Here is a 16,411-nt window from a genome sequence, read left to right as displayed (position 1 = left end):
GCTAAGCTCGGCCTGCTCGAGGCAAGAGTTATGGCTGCCCTATGACCCTTTACTGCGCGGAATATGAGTCAGACCCTCAGCGGCATTCGGCGCAAAGGCCGTGCACCTCGATCGTGGTCGAGCGGATCTTGAAGCCGCTGATCCGGGCGCGGGATCCCAAGGCGTCTTCGATCGTCGCGTCGTGGAATTCGTTGACCTTTCCGCAGGACTCGCAGATCTCGAAGGCGGTGATCCGCGGGTGGATCTGCCCGTGCATTGAATGACAACACACGACGAAGGCATTCATGCTTTCCAAACGGTGAATGCGGCCGGCCTGCATCAGCTTGTCCAGCGCCCGATACACCTGAAGCGGTGCGCGCAAGCCGTCGTCGCGCAGCCTGTTCAGAATGCTGTAGGCGCTCAGCGGCTGATCGGACGCTTGCAGAACCGAGAGCACGAGGCTCTGGTTTCGCGTCAGCTTCAGATCGTGGGAAGGAACGGCGGGCAACATGCGGATCTCCGAAAGGGTGCCGGTCTTTGAGGTCGGCCCGGGATTGTTTCTGCCGGTTCCGGGTCGTGGCTTCATCGCATCGCGGTGGATCCTCGAGGCGGCAACGGCGACGGTAGGCGGGCCCTTGCTCTTCAGCGTGCAGACCTCGTTCCGGCTTACGGCAGCGGAAACCCCAATGAGGTCGTCGCGTCGTTTGATCTCGCCTATCACCTGGGGTTGATCCGCCGGCTGCAAGGTCACCGTCTTCTCGGATCCGCGCCGTCATCGGAACGTCGAACATATGTTATTACGTAACAATTCATTTGACGTATGTAATAACATTACTTATACCGCCGCTGTCAATCCCTGAGGACGCGATGAGCAGCACCTGCCTGGAATTCAAAGATCTGACGCTCGGCTATCAGCGCCACGCAGCCGTCCACCACCTTTCGGGTGTGGTCGAGCGGGGTTCGCTGACGGCGGTCGTGGGTGCCAACGGATCCGGCAAATCCACGCTGATGAAGGGCGTCGCCGGCATCCTGAAGCCGATCAGCGGCAGCTTCGACGCCGCGTACAGGCGGCTCGCCTATCTTCCGCAGCAATCCGAAATCGATCGGTCCTTTCCGGCACGGGTGATCGATCTCGTCTCGCTCGGTTTCTGGCAGGAGAGGGGGCTCCTTGGTCGCATGACCCGCAGCGACAAGGCGCGGCTTCTGGACTGTCTTGCGGCCGTCGGCCTCTCGGGTTTCGAGACCCGGTCGCTTGACAGTCTTTCCGGCGGGCAGATGCAAAGGACGCTCTTTGCCCGCACCATGCTGCAGGATGCCGATCTAATCCTGCTGGACGAACCCTTCAACGCGGTGGACGAGCGCACGGTCCGCGACCTGCTTGCGCTGATCCGGCAATGGGCGGACGAAGGCCGGACGATCCTTTGCGTCCTGCACGATCATGCGCTGGTGAACGGCCATTTTCCGCAGACGCTGCTGATGGCCCGCAAGCCCGTGGCATGGGGCAGGACGACCGATGTCATGACGCCGAACAATCTCTCGGCGGCCCGCACATTCCAGGAGGCCTGGGACGAGAACGCCGCCTGGTGCGTGGAGCCGGTCCCGGCGCTGCTGCCTCAGGCCCCCGAAGATCCCCTGCATGGCCGGGATGTGGCGCGGAGTGCCGCGCATGTTTGAATGGCTGGTGTCTCCCTTCGTCGAATACGGCTTCATGCAACGGGCGCTTCTGGGCTCGCTGGTGCTCTCCGTCAGCTGCGCACCTGTTGGCGTCTTCCTGATGCTGCGCCGCATGAGCCTGACAGGCGATGCCATGTCCCATGCCATCCTGCCGGGTGCGGCCATCGGCTTTGTTCTCTTCGGGCTCGAGATCATGCCGATGACGATCGGCGGGCTGGTCGTCGGCCTGCTGGTGGCGCTCGGCTCTGGTTTCGTGTCGCGCTTCACGGTCCAGAAGGAGGATGCCTCGATGGCGGCCTTCTATCTCATCTCGCTCGCCGTGGGGGTGCTGCTGGTATCCTGGCGCGGATCGAGCGTCGATCTGATGCATGTGCTGTTCGGCTCCGTCCTTGCGCTCAACGACGAAGCGCTGGTCTTGATCCTCGGAATTGCCGTTGTCACGTTTCTGGCCCTGGGCATTTTCTGGCGCGCGCTGGTCGCCGAATGCCTCGATCCTTTATTCCTGCGCTCCGTCAGCCGCATCGGCGGCCCGACGCACCTCCTGTTTCTGGTGCTCGTCGTTCTCAATCTGGTCGGCGGCTTCCAGGCACTCGGCACGCTGCTGTCGGTCGGGCTGATGATGCTGCCGGCCGTGACCTCGCGCTTCTGGTCGAACGATGTCCGGGCGCTTTGCGGGATCGCCATTGCTATCGCCGTCGTCTCGTCGCTTGGCGGCCTGCTTTTATCCTATCACGCCTCCATGCCATCCGGCCCGGCCATCATCATGGTCGCGGGCGTCGCCTACCTGTTCTCCGCTCTCTTCGGCCGAAGGGGCGTGCTTGCCAGCGCGCTTCCCTCGCGCCGGCATACGTCCGCCTGATCACCAAAAAGGAGATTTCCATGTTCAGGACAGTCCGTCTCATCACCTGCGCCAGCATTCTTGCCCTTGGCGGCTTCGCGTCCGGCGCGTCGGCCGCCGACCTCAAGGTCGTGGCCAGCTTTTCCATCATCGCGGATCTCGCGAAGAACGTCGGAGGGAGCCGCGTTCAGATCTCGACCCTCGTGCCGGTGGATGGCGACGCCCACGTCTACGAGCCGCGTCCGGCCGATGCCGCAGCGCTCAAGAAGGCGCAGGTCGTTCTGGTCAACGGCCTCCATCTCGAAGGCTTCATGTCCCGGCTGATCGAGACCAGCGGCACCGAAGCGTCCGTCATCGAGGTCAGCAAGGGCGTCGAGCCGTTGAAGGCGGACGAGGCGGAAGGGCACCACGACGAAGCCGGCAAGGCGCCCGAGGCCGGCCATGCGGGCCATGATCACGGCGCGTTCGATCCCCATGCCTGGCAGTCGATCGCCAACGGCGAGATTTACGTGAAGAACATCGCCGACGCCTTCTGCGCGGCGGACAAGGCGGGTTGCGCGACGTATACGGCCAATGCCACAGACTATCTGGCAAAACTCAAGGCGCTGGATACGGAGGTGAAGGCGGCGATCGCCGGCATCCCGCAGGACAAGCGCACCATCATCACCTCGCATGATGCCTTCGGCTACTTCTCCCATGCCTACGGCCTGAACTTCATCGCGCCGGAAGGCATATCGACCGAAGCGGAAGCTTCTGCGGCCGATGTCGCCAAGCTCGTCGATCAGGTGAAGCAGGACAAGGCGTCGGCGATCTTCGTCGAAAACATCACCAACCCGCGGCTTGTCGAGCAGATTGGCCGCGAGACCGGCTTGAAGATCGGCGGCACGCTCTATTCCGACGCGCTTTCGGCCAAGGACGGCCCGGCCTCCACCTATATCGACATGTTCCATCACAACGTAAAGACGATGACGGCCGCCATTCTCGGCAGCTGATCCGCAAGCGCCTGTCCGGCTTTGGTCGGGCAGGCGTCTGACCCCGACCTCAAACCGCAGGGAGTCCCTGGACGATGGCGGGCAGCGTGTTCAAGCGATGGCGCAAGGCAGCGGGTGCTACGGAGGATGGGGTGAAACGGCTGTACGATTCCGTGCCGGTCACGCTTCTGACCGGCTTTCTCGGATCGGGCAAGACAACGTTGCTGAACGATGTTCTGGCTGATCCGCGCATGCAGGGTACGGCCGTGATCATCAACGAGTTCGGCACTGTCCCGATCGATCACGATCTGGTCCGCAAGGGCTCCGAAACCTATGCCCGGACGACCACCGGCTGCATCTGCTGCACGGCGACAAGCGACATCCGGCGCTCCCTATCGGAGCTTCACGATGCTCAGATGCGTGGCGACATACCCCCGGTCGCTCGGGTGGTGATCGAGACGACCGGACTCGCCGACCCGGCACCGATCATCAACAGCGTCATTCCCGGGGGATCGCCGGCGCTGGCGCTGCGGGATCATGTCGTCGCCCGGCATTTCCACCTTGCCCGTGTCGTAACCACCTTCGATGTGCTGGGCGGCCGCGCGACGCTCGACGGTTTCATGGAAGGCTGGAAGCAACTGGCCTTTGCCGATCACGTGGTCCTGACCAAGACCGATATCGCCGGGGGGCATCACGACTGGCCGGGAGAACTGAGCGCGCTCAATCCGGCCGCTGTCTATCACGACCGCCACCGGCAAGGGTTTGCGCTCGCCGAACTCTTCGGCACGGGTGCCTATTCCGTCAGCGGCAAGACCGAGGACGTCCCCGGCTGGCTAGCGATGGAGAGGCTGGCGGCTCACGGAGATCACGCCCACGACCCCAACCGGCACGGGGATGAAGTCGAGGCGATCAGTCTGCGTCATGACGTGACCCTTTCGCCCCAGGCGGTCGAGACCTTCCTGCACATCGTGACGACCAATATCGGCTCCGGCCTGCTGCGGCTGAAGGGCCTGTTCGCGCTTTCGGATGATCCGGCCCGGCCGCTGGTCGCGCACGCCGTGCAGCATCGCCTCTACCCGCTCCAGCGCCTGGAACGCTGGCCGGACGACGATCGCGGCAGCCGCGTGGTGCTCATAGGCCGGAACATGCCGGTCAAGCCGATCCGCGATCTCTTCGAGGTGCTGGCTCCCCGTGCGCCAACACGCAAGCGCGGCGCGGCATGAGTGCGGCCTTCGTCAACCCGCTGGCGCGAAATGGAGCCTCGGTCATCAACAGCGCACGCTCGATCAAATCCTGGGCGCGCCAGCTGCTCGCGCTGCCGGACGAGGCAGTTGTCACGGTGAGCGAGCTCGCTTGCCACGTGCCCGGCTGCCCGCCGAAGGAGACGGTCATTCTGGTGATGCAAGACACGGATATGCTCCAGGTCTCCATCCATATGGCGATGAAGGATGTGTCGGAGCAGGATCTCGCCCATGCGTTTTCCGATGCCGTGAAGGCCAAGCAATGAAATGAACGCATGATGTGAGGAAGCGCGATGCGATGTTTGGTTCGGATCGACGCATCGTGCGTCGCGTGAGAGTGGCGAGCATCTGTCGCGCGACTAGTCGATACCGAAAAGGCCGAGCAATGTCCCCTCGACATGCGTGCGGCCCCTGTCGGACTTGGCAATCGCGACTGCCTCGCCTTCACTGGAGCCGTGGTCGTTGTGCGCGTTCATGCGACCGGGGATCGAATTTGGGCGATTATCAACACCCGCCGGTGCTGCACGCGTCAGGATGATATAGAATCCTGCATAAAACACCCAGTTAATACACTATCATATATCATCATTGCCATGCCTTGCAGAATCCTTTATATATTATCCTGTATATATGGTATTGCCTGATACAGGATAATGATTATGGCATACAAAACTGAGCACATCACCCAGCAGATACGTGCAGCACGCGAGGCACGTAACATGTCCCAGCGCGAGCTAAGTGCGCGCTCTGGCCTGACACAGAGCCATATATCGCAGATAGAGCGGGGCACCATGGAGCCGGGACTTGCAAGTCTCGTGGATGTTGCGCGTGCGCTCGATCTCGAGATCGTCCTCGCTCCTAGAAAGCTGATGCCGGCGATAGGAAACATCCTCGCCAACGCATCCTTAACGAGCAATTCCCTGACCTCGCAACAGCGCCATCTGGTGGGACGTATCGACCGTTGGCTGGCTGAAGGAAGAGATCGCTTCGCTGTCGCCTCGGATGCCGATAGCCTTAAGGACAGTCTAGCGCTCCTGCGCCATCTGCCATTGACGGCCGACGAGCTGGAAACGCTACATGACCTGACCATGAGGCTTCAACGCTGGAAGAGCGATCCGCCCTCGCCCAAGGAAGTGCGCGATTTTGTGCACGCCGTAAGGGCACTGCGCAATGCAGCGGTGCATCGTGACCGCGATGACGCGATTCCGCGCTCGGCCTATGCGCTGGACGAGGAGGACGATGATGCCTAAGGTCACGGTACTGGATGTCAGGCTTAATGGCGAACGGGTCGCGACCCTGACCAACCTGCAGGATGGCCGCACCATCTTCGCGTTCAACACGGATTATATCGACAACGAGAAGCGCCCGACACTCAGTCTTTCCTACAAAGACGCCTTCGGCGGGCTTGTGACCAAGTTCCGGCCTTATAACATGGTCGTGCCGCCGTTCTTCTCGAACCTTCTGCCGGAGGGACCTCTGCGCCGATACCTTGCCGAACGCGCCCGCGTAAAGCAGACGCGCGAATTTTTTCTGCTTTGGATGTTGGGGCGCGACCTGCCGGGCGCGGTAACCGTACACTCCTCGGAAGGGGATGACGCACCTCCGGACGACGATCGGGACGATCTCGAGGCACGACCGAACGCCTTGCGGTTTTCGCTGGCCGGCGTGCAGCTGAAATTCTCGGCATTCAAAAATACGGGAAGAGCAGGCGGCCTGACCATACCGGCGGAAGGGACCGGCGGTTCATGGATCGTGAAACTGCCTTCTCAGCAATATAGCGGCGTTCCCGAGAACGAGTTCGCGATGATGACGATCGCCGGCATGATGGGGATGAATGTCCCCGAGATCCAGCTGGTCGATCTGGATGCCGTCGACGGTCTACCGCAAGGCTTGGGCGAGCTGCAAGGTCAGGCGCTGGCGATAAGGCGCTTCGATCGCACGGCGGAAGGTCCGGTCCATATCGAAGATTTCGCGCAGGTGTTCGGTGTGTTTCCCGATCACAAATACGACAAAGGCAACTACCGTAGCATCGCGCGCGTGCTGGGTATCGAAACAGGACCTGCCGATGTCGCCGAGTTCATACGGCGGCTCGTTTTCAGTACGCTGATCGGCAATGGCGACATGCATCTGAAGAACTGGTCGCTGATCTATCCCGACCGACGAACACCAGCGCTTTCCCCCGCTTACGACCTGCTATCGACGATACCCTATATGAAAGGTGAGGATACGGCCGCACTAAACTTCTCGCGCACGAGGAAAATGGCCGCGTTGTCACTGGACGAACTGGCGCATCTCGCCGCCAAAGCGGAATTGTCCGAGAAGCTGGTGCTCGATACGGCACGCGAGACGGTGGAGCGTTTCCGAGCCGTGTGGGACGCGGAGACAGCCAACTTGCCAATGGCCGACAAGGTCCGGGAAATGATCAAAGCGCACGCGCCGTCCATCGAGTTGTATCGAGAATGCACGTAGGCGAAGGGCAGGGCGCCGTCCGAAGATGACGCCCCGGCTAGCTGGGCATTGATCCGTGAAAGGTTCAATGCCTCACTGCATAGGCTGACAAGGTCTTTCTCGGCATGAAATGCCGATCGCGTTCGATCTCAGCCCGAGCGGGCGGAAAACGCTAGAGCGCCTCCACTTTACTCGGGGTCATATCCGCACGATTTGAAGTCGTTGGCGCATTCTTGCGGCTCGAACAGGGTGACGATCTGGCCGACCGTATTCCATAAGACCTCGACCGTGCGCTCGGCTTTGGCGCGCAAAGCAGCCTTGAGCTTGGCGAACGCCTTCTCGATTGATGTTGTGGATGGCTCCTGCTTCAGCCGGCGTATTCCGGCATAGTTCGGGTGTCATTGTCCGGAGCAAAGGAGCGATCCATGTCAGAACTTGCCACAGTTGGTATTGACCTCGCAAAGAGCGTCTTCCAGATCCATGGTGTCGACGAGAACGGTCTGGTTCTTGTACGGCGCCAGCTTCGGCGCAGCCAGTTGCTTGCGATTTTCCAGAACCGCCCACGGTGCCTGATTGGCATGGAGGCTTGCGCTGGTGCTTATGACTGGGGACTCAGGCTTCAGCAAATGGGACATGACGTCCGGCTGATGCCGCCGTCTTATGTGAAGCCATACGTGAAGCGCGGAAAGACCGACGCCGCGGACGCGGCCGCCATCTGCGAGGCTGTGACGCGGCCCTCGATGCGGTTTGTCGCCATCAAGAGCGAGTCCTGCTCGTTGGTCATGGTTCTTCATCGCACGCGGGACTTTCTGGTCCGTCAACGCACGCAGATCGGTAATGCGATCCGGGCCCACATGACTGAGTTTGGCATCATAACGGCTAAGGGCGCGCAGAATATCGAGCGGTTGAAGGAACAAGTGGATCAGTTGCCGCAAGCGGCTCGGATGCTCTTGATCTTACTCTTTGAGCAACTTTCCGAAGCGGACATGCGGATCGAGCGGCTGACGGGCGAGATCGAAGAGACCTATTCGCAAAGCGAGACAAGTCAGCGTCTGGCGACGATCCCCGGTGTGGGGGTGCTGTCGGCGACGATTATCGCGGCAACGACACCGAATGTCGACAACTTCGACTGCGCGAGGGATTATGCCGCCTGGCTCGGCCTTACGCCCAAGCCTCACTCTACCGGAGGCAAGCAGAGGGTGGGCGGGATCTCGAAGATGGGTAATCGATACATCCGGCGCCTGCGGTATCTCGGCGCCATGGCGCAGATCATGCTCAGACGTCGGCTCGAGCGAGAGTCAGGATCGGACCGGCTGTCGGGCATGCTCGTGCGGAAGAAGACGAAGATTGTCGCGATTGCCCTGGCGCATCGCATGGCAAGAATGATCTTCGCCGTCCTCAGGGACGGTTCTCGATACGAGCCGCAGGCCGCCTGACAGCTCTCGGAATGGTCAGGGCAACGCGAGGTGATGGCCAATAAGCAGAGACGAAGAACCAGGACACCCCGATCAATCCGAAGCTCTTCGAGAGCGCTCGATTGAGTAGGACCTGCTCTCCAGGCGGATATTCATCAGGGCGCGCAGCGGTCTCGCTGCATATCAGACGCGGTATACCTGGCCGCAACCGACCTGTTCACCGGAGCCAATCGTATCCTTGACTCGCAGGAGCCATCCATACATGGATTGAGCAGGGCTGATTTGAGATGGTAAGCGCTCTCTTCGTTTTCACAGTGATATGGCGGATTGAGATGCTGAGCTTTCAGAGTTTTTGCCGCCATTTTTGGAGACGTTTGGCCTTGAGTGTGTTTCAGCGCGGCATTTGACCCCGCTACAGGCGCGGAAGGCCAACTCACCTGGACAGCAAAAAACAGAAATACATCAGCATGTTACGTCGTAGCGTCTAGGCTCAACCTTCCGCACCTCCAAGGGGTTAAACTTGGCAGCTGGTTCATAGTCGGAACTGAGGCCGACCCGGATAGGATAGGTCTGGATCTCATCGCTGACAAGTCCGGCCACGAAAGCGATATGGGCTATACGGTTCGAAAGACGTGCGAAAGAAAGTGACGGCGCAATGCTCAAGAGTTCCATAAGATATATTATCTAATCGATATATGTAGCCGGGTACATTCTATTTCCAACTGCGACATGCCAATGATTTCAAGGGGTTTCATTTTGGAGATTTAGGCATGTCGCGATCCTATACGCAGATCACCCTCGCCGATCGCCGGCGCCTGCATCACCTAGTGGCGGCAAACGTTCCCATCAACGAGATGGCACGTCAGCTTGGTCGCCATCGCTCAACTATATACCGCGAGATCAAGCGCAACACGTTTCACGATCGCGAACTCCCGGACTACGACGGCTATTACAGCACGGTTGCCGAGGGTATTGCCAAAGAGCGGCGCCGGCGGTTGAGAAAGCTGCAGCGCCACCCGACTTTGCGCGCAGAGATTGTCAACCAGTTGGAGGCTCGCTGGTCACCAGAACAGATTGCCGGACGCCTGCTGTCAGACGGCCTCAGTCTCGTTCGCGTTTGTAAGGAGACAATCTATCGCTTCATCTACAGCAAGGAAGATTATGGGCTTGGTCTCTATCAATATCTACCGGAGGCACGCCGCAAACGTCGTCCTATGCGATCAAGAAAGCCACGCGACGGTGCGTTTCCAGCCACGCACCGCATATCCCAACGGCCTGATTTTGTTGGAGATAGATCACGGTTTGGGCATTGGGAGGGCGACCTGCTCATCTTCCAACGCCCATTCGGCCATGCCAATGTCACCACTCTCGTGGAGCGAAAGAGCCGCTATGCCGTTCTCATCAAGAATCCGAGCCGACACTCGCGCCCGATCATGGACAAGATCATCAGAGCGTTTTCGCCTTTACCGGCATTCGCACGTCAAAGCTTCACATTTGATCGCGGTACCGAGTTTGCCGGGTTCAGGGCTTTGGAAGATGGGATCGGAGCGTGTAGTTGGTTTTGCGACCCAAGTGCACCTTGGCAAAAAGGCACCGTCGAAAACACCAACAAGCGCATTCCGCGCTACCTGCCTGGCACCACAGATCTGGCAGTTGTTTCACAGCGCGACCTTCTACACCTCACGCACCATATCAACAATCAGCCGCGCAAATGTCTTGGATACAGGACGCCAACCGAGGTGTTTACAGCGCATTTGCAGGAAGGCAGCTGATCCAATATCCTCCAAATCAGGCATGATGCACTTGGGTTAGCTTCTCCACGCACCTATTACCATATCGATCTGGATGAACGCCGCAAGATTGCGCGCTGCGTACGGCTGGACTGAGCGTTGACGTGATCGCCGAGAAACTGCATCGACATCGCTCGACCGACGGCGTTCGCGGAAAGGGTGAAGCCGACATCGTTCCCCTTTGCCGACGACGACTGCGACGACCCGATCATGGCACGTCGACGATTTCGATCCAGTTCGCGCCCTTGCCCACGGGATAACGCCCTTGTTCTGTAAGCCTGCCGGTCTGGCCGTCTATGGCGTAGACGGAAAGCCTGTCGGATTTCTCTCCCGATGCGATGAGGAAGCGGCCGGTGGGGTCGATCCGGATGCCCCGCGGCTGTTTCTCCGTGCCGATGCTGCTAAGACGTGTCAGCGCGCCGGTTTCGGGGTCTACCGCAAACGCCGTGATGATGCTGGTCGATCGCTCGGTCGCATAGACGAAGCGGCCGTCGGGCGTCACGCCGATATCGGCCGCCCAGATCCGCGCGGGTGGCGTCGTGGTGCTGGCGGCTGCGGGCTTCAACGGCTGACTGAACGGCGGCGGGGGTGGAGGCGCGACGCCCGGCTCGAGGGTCGATTCGGGTGGGAGGATCGTGGCGGTGTCGCGTTCGGCCAGCGTCCCCGTCGCGGCATCGAGAGCGTAGTGGATGACCTCGCCGGTGAGTTCGGTGAGAATATAGATGGACCGGTTGTCCGGGGAGACGACGATATGTCGGGGACCCTGCCCCGGCTTTGTCTGCACGGATGCCGGGCTGTTTGGCTCCAGCAGGCCTGTCTCGCCGTTCAGCCTGTATTGAAGCACCGCATCTGCGCCGAGATTGGTGACGAAGATGTATTTTCCGCTTTTATCACTGACGATGGAATGCGCGTTGTGCCCGGTCGGGATGACCTGCTTCGCACCGTCCTTGACCAGACCTTCCAGGCCCACCGGAAGGGATGCGATCTTGTTGCCGCCGTAGGACGCAAAGAACAAAAGCCTGCCGGAAGGATCGATCGAGACATACGGCATGCTGTCCGGCAATGCGGCCGATGCCTTCTCCGTCAGGCTGCCCGTGGAGGGATTGATCGCATAGGTCAGCACCCGGTAGGGCTGCGACCGGACGACGGCGTAGAGACGCGTCCGGTCGGGACTGACGGTCATGGGCATGACCGAGGTGCCGGCATCGACATCACCCAGAGATTTGAGATTGCCGGATGTCTCATCCAGCCGATAGGTATCGATCTTCCCGTCTGTCGCGGCGGAAACGTAAACATATGTCTCTGCGCGCGATACGGTGGCAGATACCATCGAGGTGGCGGCAATCGTCAGGCAAAGGGCTGAAACGGACATTACTTTCGGCATCGGCAATCCTTCGCGTTATGATTAAGAGGCAGGCGACCGGGTGCCGGCCGATCCGGCATTTCACGGTGAGGGTGAGAGCGACCGGCTGCCTTCCGTCGGCAGCCAGCAGGTCTCAAGCGTCGAAGGCGTCCAGCGCCTGCAGCAGCCCGGTGGTGTAGCCGTAGCAATAGGCGAAGGCGACGCCCTGCGGGTCGCGGCCGGAGATCGCGGGCACATGATCCGGCATGATCATGTAGGAGTAGCCAACTTCCTTGTAGACCTTCAGGGAGCGGGCCATGTCCATGTCGCCCTCATCCGGGAATGTCTCCATGAAGGAAAGCTTCCGGCCGCGGATGTTGCGGAAGTGAAGGTTGAAGATCTTCTTCCGGCTGCCGAACCAGCGGATGACGTCCTCGATCTCCTCGCGCGGATTGTCGAGCATCTCGCCGACCGTGCCCTGGCAGAAATTGAGGCCGTGATAGGCGCTCTCCCGCATCGTGACGAATTTCTTCAGCCCTTCCACCGTGCCGAGGACGCGGGTCACGCCCTTGTAGCCGGGCGGGGTGTAGGGGTCGTGCGGGTGGCATGCGAGGCGCACGCGGTTGGATTCAGCAACGGGCACGACGCGTTCGAGGAAATAGTCGATCCGCTCCCAGTTCTCCTCTTCGGAAAGGACACCGGCTAGACCGGGTGCGGCGTCACGATCGGTCTTGTCCCAGCGGAAGGACGCGTTGAGAGAACCGCCCCGCCCCTTCTCGTCCGGCGTGCGCGGAATGCCGATCAGGTTGAGATTGTACTTAGCCGCGGGAATGCCGGCCTTTGCGAGGTTCTCGATCAGCGTGCAGATCGCGTCGATCTGCCGGTCGCGGTTCGGGCCCGCCAAAAGGATGTCGGGATAGGTCGCCGTCTCGATCGGGCTCGACGGCAGCGGCAGCTGGATCATGTCCAGGACGAGGCCGAAGCTTTCGACCTTCTCGCGCAATCTCCTGAGATCGTCGAGCGACCAGCGGTCGAGCGGACCGTCTGGATCGGCGCAGATATGGTTGACGCCGAGCTGTGACCAGACCCGGTAATCGTCGTCGTCGCGCGCAGCGAGTTGGGTTCCTACATACATGTCGTATCCTCCTGAACGTGATATGACATAATATGAATTTTGCGGGTTGTCGAGCGAGGCGCGGCGGTGTCGCCCTACCGCGCGAGCCGCCGGTATCGCTTCTGGCTGGCGACGAGATGATCCCGCATCGCCACCCGCGCCATCTCCGGATCCTGATCGGAAATTGCGTCGAGAACGCGTTCATGCTCGGCAAGGACGCCTGTCAGGTACGTCCGGCTTCCGGCATCCGGCAAAGTGGGAAACTGCCCTCGGGGAATGGATCTCTGGCCGTATCGGTCGAGCGCTTCGGCGAAATACCGGTTGTTGGTGGCAGCGGCAATGGCGCGGTGGAACAGGAAGTCGATCTCGACCGTCGGGTCGCCGGCATCGATCTTGCGCGCCATCTCCTGATGCGCCAGACGGATGGCCTCCTCTTGGGAAGCGGAGCGTCTATACGCAGCAATTCCAGCAGCTTCCACCTCAACACCCATGCGAAACTCGATGAGTTCGAGCGTCTGTGGTACGCTTTCCAACTCGATCGGCGTCAGCGTAACGGATGTCCGGCTCGCGGTATCCATGACAAACATGCCCTTGCCCTGGATCGGCGTGACCAGCCCGGCCGCGCGCAGTTCGGCAATCGCTTCACGCACCACTGTACGGCTGACGGAGAACTGGCGTTCCAGTTGTGGTTCCGTCGGCAGTTGTGCGCCGGACGAGAGGGTCCCTGCTCCGATCTGGCGCTTCAACTCGTCTATGACGCCCTGCGCAAGACGCGGCCTTCGATTTGAAACGGTTTTCATTGTTCTGTCCCCATGCCGCGTACAAGGCAGGTATCACATTTTACGACGTGCTATTGCGACTTTCAAAAAATGACCATAATCATAATACGACATATCACCTAATATTGATGAATATGTCTCTGGGAGGACGTTCGATGAAACCTTTTTGCTCACCGTTTCTGGTGGGAGCGGCCCTCGCCGTCTCTCTCGGCAGTGCGACGGCCGTGTTGGCGGAAACTCCGAACGATCAGTTGATCATCGGCACGTCGCTGGCGCAGGTCCTGTCGCTCGATCCACAGCAGGGAACCGAGGTCAAGACGCAGGAGATCCTCGCGAACACCTATGACCGTCTCGTCTTCTCCGACCAGACTGATGGCTACAAGATCAAGCCGCAGCTCGCCGAAAGCTGGGAGGTGGACGACAAGGGCATCACCTTCAAGCTGCGCGAAGCCACCTTCACCTCCGGCAATCCCGTGACGGCGAAGGACGTGGTCTTCTCGATCGTCCGTCTCCTGAAGCTCGACCAGTCGGCCGCCACCAACTACAAGACCGCTGGTTACACGGCCGACAACATCGAAGGCCTCGTGTCCGCCATCGATGACAAGACATTCCGCATCGAACTGACCGACAAGGTTATTCCCGAAGCGCTTCTCTATCGCCTTGCCATGGGCGTTTCGAGCGTCGTCGATAGCGTCGAGGTCGAAAAGCACGTGAAGAACGGCGATTACGGCAATGAATGGCTGCGCACGACGGCCGCCGGTTCAGGTCCCTACACGCTGCGCCGCTGGACGCCGAACGACATCGTCCTGCTGGAAGCCAACAAGGACTATCGCGGCGGCGCGCCGGCGATCCGCCGCATCGTCATGCGGCATGTGCCCGAGAGCCAGGCGGCCCGCCTGATGCTCGAACGCGGCGATATCGACATTGCCAACGCGCTGACGGCCGCCGACGTCCGGACCTTCGAGACGAAGACAGGCTTCGTCATCGATCAGGTCAAGACCGGCGGTTACTACGTGCTGGCGATGAATGCCGGCCGGGAAGCGCTTGCCAAGCCCGAAGTTCGCGAAGCCATCGCCTACGGCATCAACTACAAGGGCATCGCGGATACGATCCTCGGCTCCTACGGCCGCTGGAGAAACGTGCCGGTTCCCGAGGACTGGGCCGGCGCCATCGCCAATCCCGACTGGTCCTTCCAGCCCGAAAAAGCCAAGAAGCTTCTTGCCGACGCAGGCTATCCCAACGGCCTGTCGCTGACGCTGAAGACGATCTCCCAGACGCCGCGTGTCGATATGGCGACAGCGATCCAGGCAAGCCTTGCCGAAATCGGCATCACGGTGACGATCCAGCAAGGCAACGGCGCGGATATCGTCGCGGCGCACCGCGCGCGCGATTTCGACCTGCTTCTTCCCCAGACCGGTTCGTTCATGCCGACGGCGCTCGGGTCGCTGGACAATTTTGCGTCGAACCCGAATAATGCCAAGGAAGCCAACAATGCCGGCAACTTCGTCTGGCGCTCGGCCTGGGACATTCCGGACCTCAATGCGCTGCGCGAACAGGCGAACCGGGAACGCGACGATGCGAAGCGTCTCGACCTCGTCCGGCAGATCCAGGAAAAATTCATCGCGCTGAAGCCGGCGGTGCTTCCGATGTTCGAGCGCTTCGAGCCGATCGTCGTCAGCGGGCGCGTGAAAGGATATAGCGGCCACCCTTGGTCCCTGACTCGCATCGAAGCCGTCACCAAGACAGACGCCCCGTGACCAAGGCGATCGTCTCATGAAAGAGTTCACCCTCATCGAGCTTGGCAAGCGGATTGGCCAGCTGCTCCTCAGCCTGTTCGTTCTGCTCATCGTCACCTTCGTGATCGGTCGCATCCTGCCGACCGACCCCGTCGGGGCGATCGTCGGAGAGCTGGCCGATCCCGCCGCCTATCAGGCCATGCGTGCTCGGCTCGGGCTCGACCTGCCGGTCTATGAGCAGTTCTGGCTGTATCTGACCTCGCTCCTGCACGGCGATCTCGGAACGGCGATCCTGACCGGAAACCCGGTCCTGCAGGATCTGGCGCAGGCCTTTCCCGCGACGCTGGAGCTGGCGACGCTCGCCGTCATCCTCTCGACGCTTGTCGGCGTGCCGCTGGGCATGACGGCGGCCTTCTTTCGCGATACCTGGATCGACAAGCTCACGCGCGTGATCTCGCTCGTAGGCCATTCGATCCCCGTCTTCTGGTTCGGCATCGTCGGCCTCGTGATCTTCTACGCCGGCCTCGAATGGGTCGGCAGTCCGGGGCGGGTGGATGTCTATCTGGAGGGTATCGTCGAGCCGAGGACCGGGTTGCTGCTGGTCGACAGTCTTCTCGCCGGCGATACCGAGGTCTTCTGGAACGCCGTCCACCACATTATCCTGCCCGCCTGCATTCTCGCCTATTCGGCTATGGCCTACATCACGCGCATGACCCGCAGCTTCACGCTGGAGCAGCTCAATCAGGACTATGTGATCGCGGCCCGGGCCAAGGGCGCATCCAGCATGCGGATCGTCACCGGCCATCTCCTGCCGAACATCGCGGTCCAGCTCATCACCGTCCTTGCGATTTCCTACGGCGGGCTGCTCGAAGGCGCTGTCGTCACGGAGATCGTGTTCTCCTGGCCCGGCATCGGACAGTACATGACCAATGCGCTGATGACCGGCGACATGAACGCGATCCTCGCAGGCACCCTCATCATCGGATTGATCTTCATGCTCCTCAATTTCCTGTCGGATCTCGCTTATCTGGTGTTCGATCCCCGTACCCGCGAGGTGACGACATGAGCGCCGGCGATATTCTCT

General features: G+C 60.7%; 15 protein-coding genes and 2 pseudogenes. 12 read left to right on the top strand and 5 right to left on the bottom strand.

Annotated elements, in window-relative coordinates:
- Positions 1-76: 76 nt before the first annotated feature.
- Positions 77-490, bottom strand: coding sequence for a Fur family transcriptional regulator (locus G8E10_RS22800; RefSeq protein WP_110802692.1), 414 nt, complete (start codon positions 488-490; stop codon positions 77-79).
- 356 nt (positions 491-846) lie between these two features.
- On the opposite strand from G8E10_RS22800, the gene aztA reads away from it, so the two are divergent.
- The 7 genes from aztA to G8E10_RS22765 all read left to right on the top strand — a co-directional run bounded on the left by aztA (position 847) and on the right by G8E10_RS22765 (position 7,172).
- Positions 847-1,653 carry a zinc ABC transporter ATP-binding protein AztA gene (gene aztA / locus G8E10_RS22795; protein ID WP_167130801.1) on the top strand — a complete coding sequence of 269 codons (807 nt, stop codon included), beginning with the start codon at positions 847-849 and terminating at the stop codon, positions 1,651-1,653.
- Positions 1,646-2,512 carry a zinc ABC transporter permease AztB gene (gene aztB / locus G8E10_RS22790; protein WP_110802726.1) on the top strand — a complete coding sequence of 289 codons (867 nt, stop codon included), beginning with the start codon at positions 1,646-1,648 and terminating at the stop codon, positions 2,510-2,512. The genes aztA and aztB overlap by 8 nt, the downstream gene beginning before the upstream one ends.
- Before the next feature lie 20 nt (positions 2,513-2,532).
- On the top strand, positions 2,533-3,483 hold the full coding sequence (aztC, locus tag G8E10_RS22785; RefSeq protein WP_167130800.1) for a zinc ABC transporter substrate-binding protein AztC: 951 nt from the start codon (positions 2,533-2,535) through the stop codon (positions 3,481-3,483).
- Between the two features lie 74 nt (positions 3,484-3,557).
- Entirely contained in the window at positions 3,558-4,685 is a 1,128-nt protein-coding gene (locus G8E10_RS22780) for a CobW family GTP-binding protein (RefSeq protein WP_167130799.1), read from the top strand.
- Entirely contained in the window at positions 4,682-4,969 is a 288-nt protein-coding gene (locus G8E10_RS22775; RefSeq protein WP_110802687.1) for a hypothetical protein, read from the top strand. The genes G8E10_RS22780 and G8E10_RS22775 overlap by 4 nt, the downstream gene beginning before the upstream one ends.
- 393 nt (positions 4,970-5,362) lie before the next feature.
- Positions 5,363-5,953: a helix-turn-helix domain-containing protein gene (locus G8E10_RS22770; protein ID WP_167130798.1), complete on the top strand. Its 591-nt coding sequence runs from the start codon at positions 5,363-5,365 to the stop codon at positions 5,951-5,953.
- Entirely contained in the window at positions 5,946-7,172 is a 1,227-nt protein-coding gene (locus G8E10_RS22765) for a type II toxin-antitoxin system HipA family toxin (protein WP_132449886.1), read from the top strand. The genes G8E10_RS22770 and G8E10_RS22765 overlap by 8 nt, the downstream gene beginning before the upstream one ends.
- A 167-nt stretch (positions 7,173-7,339) precedes the next feature.
- Here the strand turns inward: G8E10_RS22765 and G8E10_RS26120 are convergent.
- Positions 7,340-7,495: pseudogene (locus tag G8E10_RS26120) on the bottom strand (IS630 family transposase); the annotation flags it as partial.
- A gap of 81 nt (positions 7,496-7,576) precedes the next feature.
- Here G8E10_RS26120 and G8E10_RS22760 point away from each other — a divergent pair.
- From G8E10_RS22760 to G8E10_RS26365, 3 genes and pseudogenes are all read left to right on the top strand, one after another.
- Complete coding sequence (locus G8E10_RS22760; RefSeq protein WP_167130797.1) at positions 7,577-8,587, top strand: IS110 family RNA-guided transposase; 1,011 nt, start codon at positions 7,577-7,579, stop codon at positions 8,585-8,587.
- A gap of 749 nt (positions 8,588-9,336) precedes the next feature.
- Entirely contained in the window at positions 9,337-10,338 is a 1,002-nt protein-coding gene (locus G8E10_RS22755; RefSeq protein ID WP_167130796.1) for an IS30 family transposase, read from the top strand.
- A gap of 15 nt (positions 10,339-10,353) precedes the next feature.
- Positions 10,354-10,496, top strand: a pseudogene (locus G8E10_RS26365) (helix-turn-helix domain-containing protein); the annotation flags it as partial.
- A gap of 68 nt (positions 10,497-10,564) precedes the next feature.
- Here the strand turns inward: G8E10_RS26365 and G8E10_RS22750 are convergent.
- From G8E10_RS22750 to G8E10_RS22740, 3 genes are all read right to left on the bottom strand, one after another.
- Complete coding sequence (locus G8E10_RS22750; RefSeq protein WP_245507238.1) at positions 10,565-11,740, bottom strand: lactonase family protein; 1,176 nt, start codon at positions 11,738-11,740, stop codon at positions 10,565-10,567.
- Between the two features lie 112 nt (positions 11,741-11,852).
- Entirely contained in the window at positions 11,853-12,833 is a 981-nt protein-coding gene (locus G8E10_RS22745) for a mannonate dehydratase (protein ID WP_167130795.1), read from the bottom strand.
- Positions 12,834-12,907: 74 nt separating this feature from the next.
- Positions 12,908-13,612 carry a FadR/GntR family transcriptional regulator gene (locus tag G8E10_RS22740; protein ID WP_132449974.1) on the bottom strand — a complete coding sequence of 235 codons (705 nt, stop codon included), beginning with the start codon at positions 13,610-13,612 and terminating at the stop codon, positions 12,908-12,910.
- Positions 13,613-13,746: 134 nt separating this feature from the next.
- Here G8E10_RS22740 and G8E10_RS22735 point away from each other — a divergent pair, with 134 nt between their 5' ends.
- The gene (locus tag G8E10_RS22735) at positions 13,747-15,348 is read left to right on the top strand and encodes an ABC transporter substrate-binding protein (protein WP_132449972.1); all 1,602 of its coding nucleotides are present in this window, start codon (positions 13,747-13,749) and stop codon (positions 15,346-15,348) included.
- 16 nt (positions 15,349-15,364) lie between these two features.
- Positions 15,365-16,393, top strand: a complete 1,029-nt coding sequence (locus G8E10_RS22730) for an ABC transporter permease (RefSeq protein ID WP_167130794.1) — start codon at positions 15,365-15,367, stop codon at positions 16,391-16,393.
- Positions 16,394-16,411 lie beyond the last annotated feature (18 nt).

The sequence above is a fragment of the Ferranicluibacter rubi genome (genome assembly GCF_011603255.1).
GTDB classification, from domain to species: domain Bacteria; phylum Pseudomonadota; class Alphaproteobacteria; order Rhizobiales; family Rhizobiaceae; genus Ferranicluibacter; species Ferranicluibacter rubi.
The sequence above is the reverse complement of the archived record's forward strand: the minus strand, read 5'-3'. Positions and strand labels throughout refer to the sequence as shown.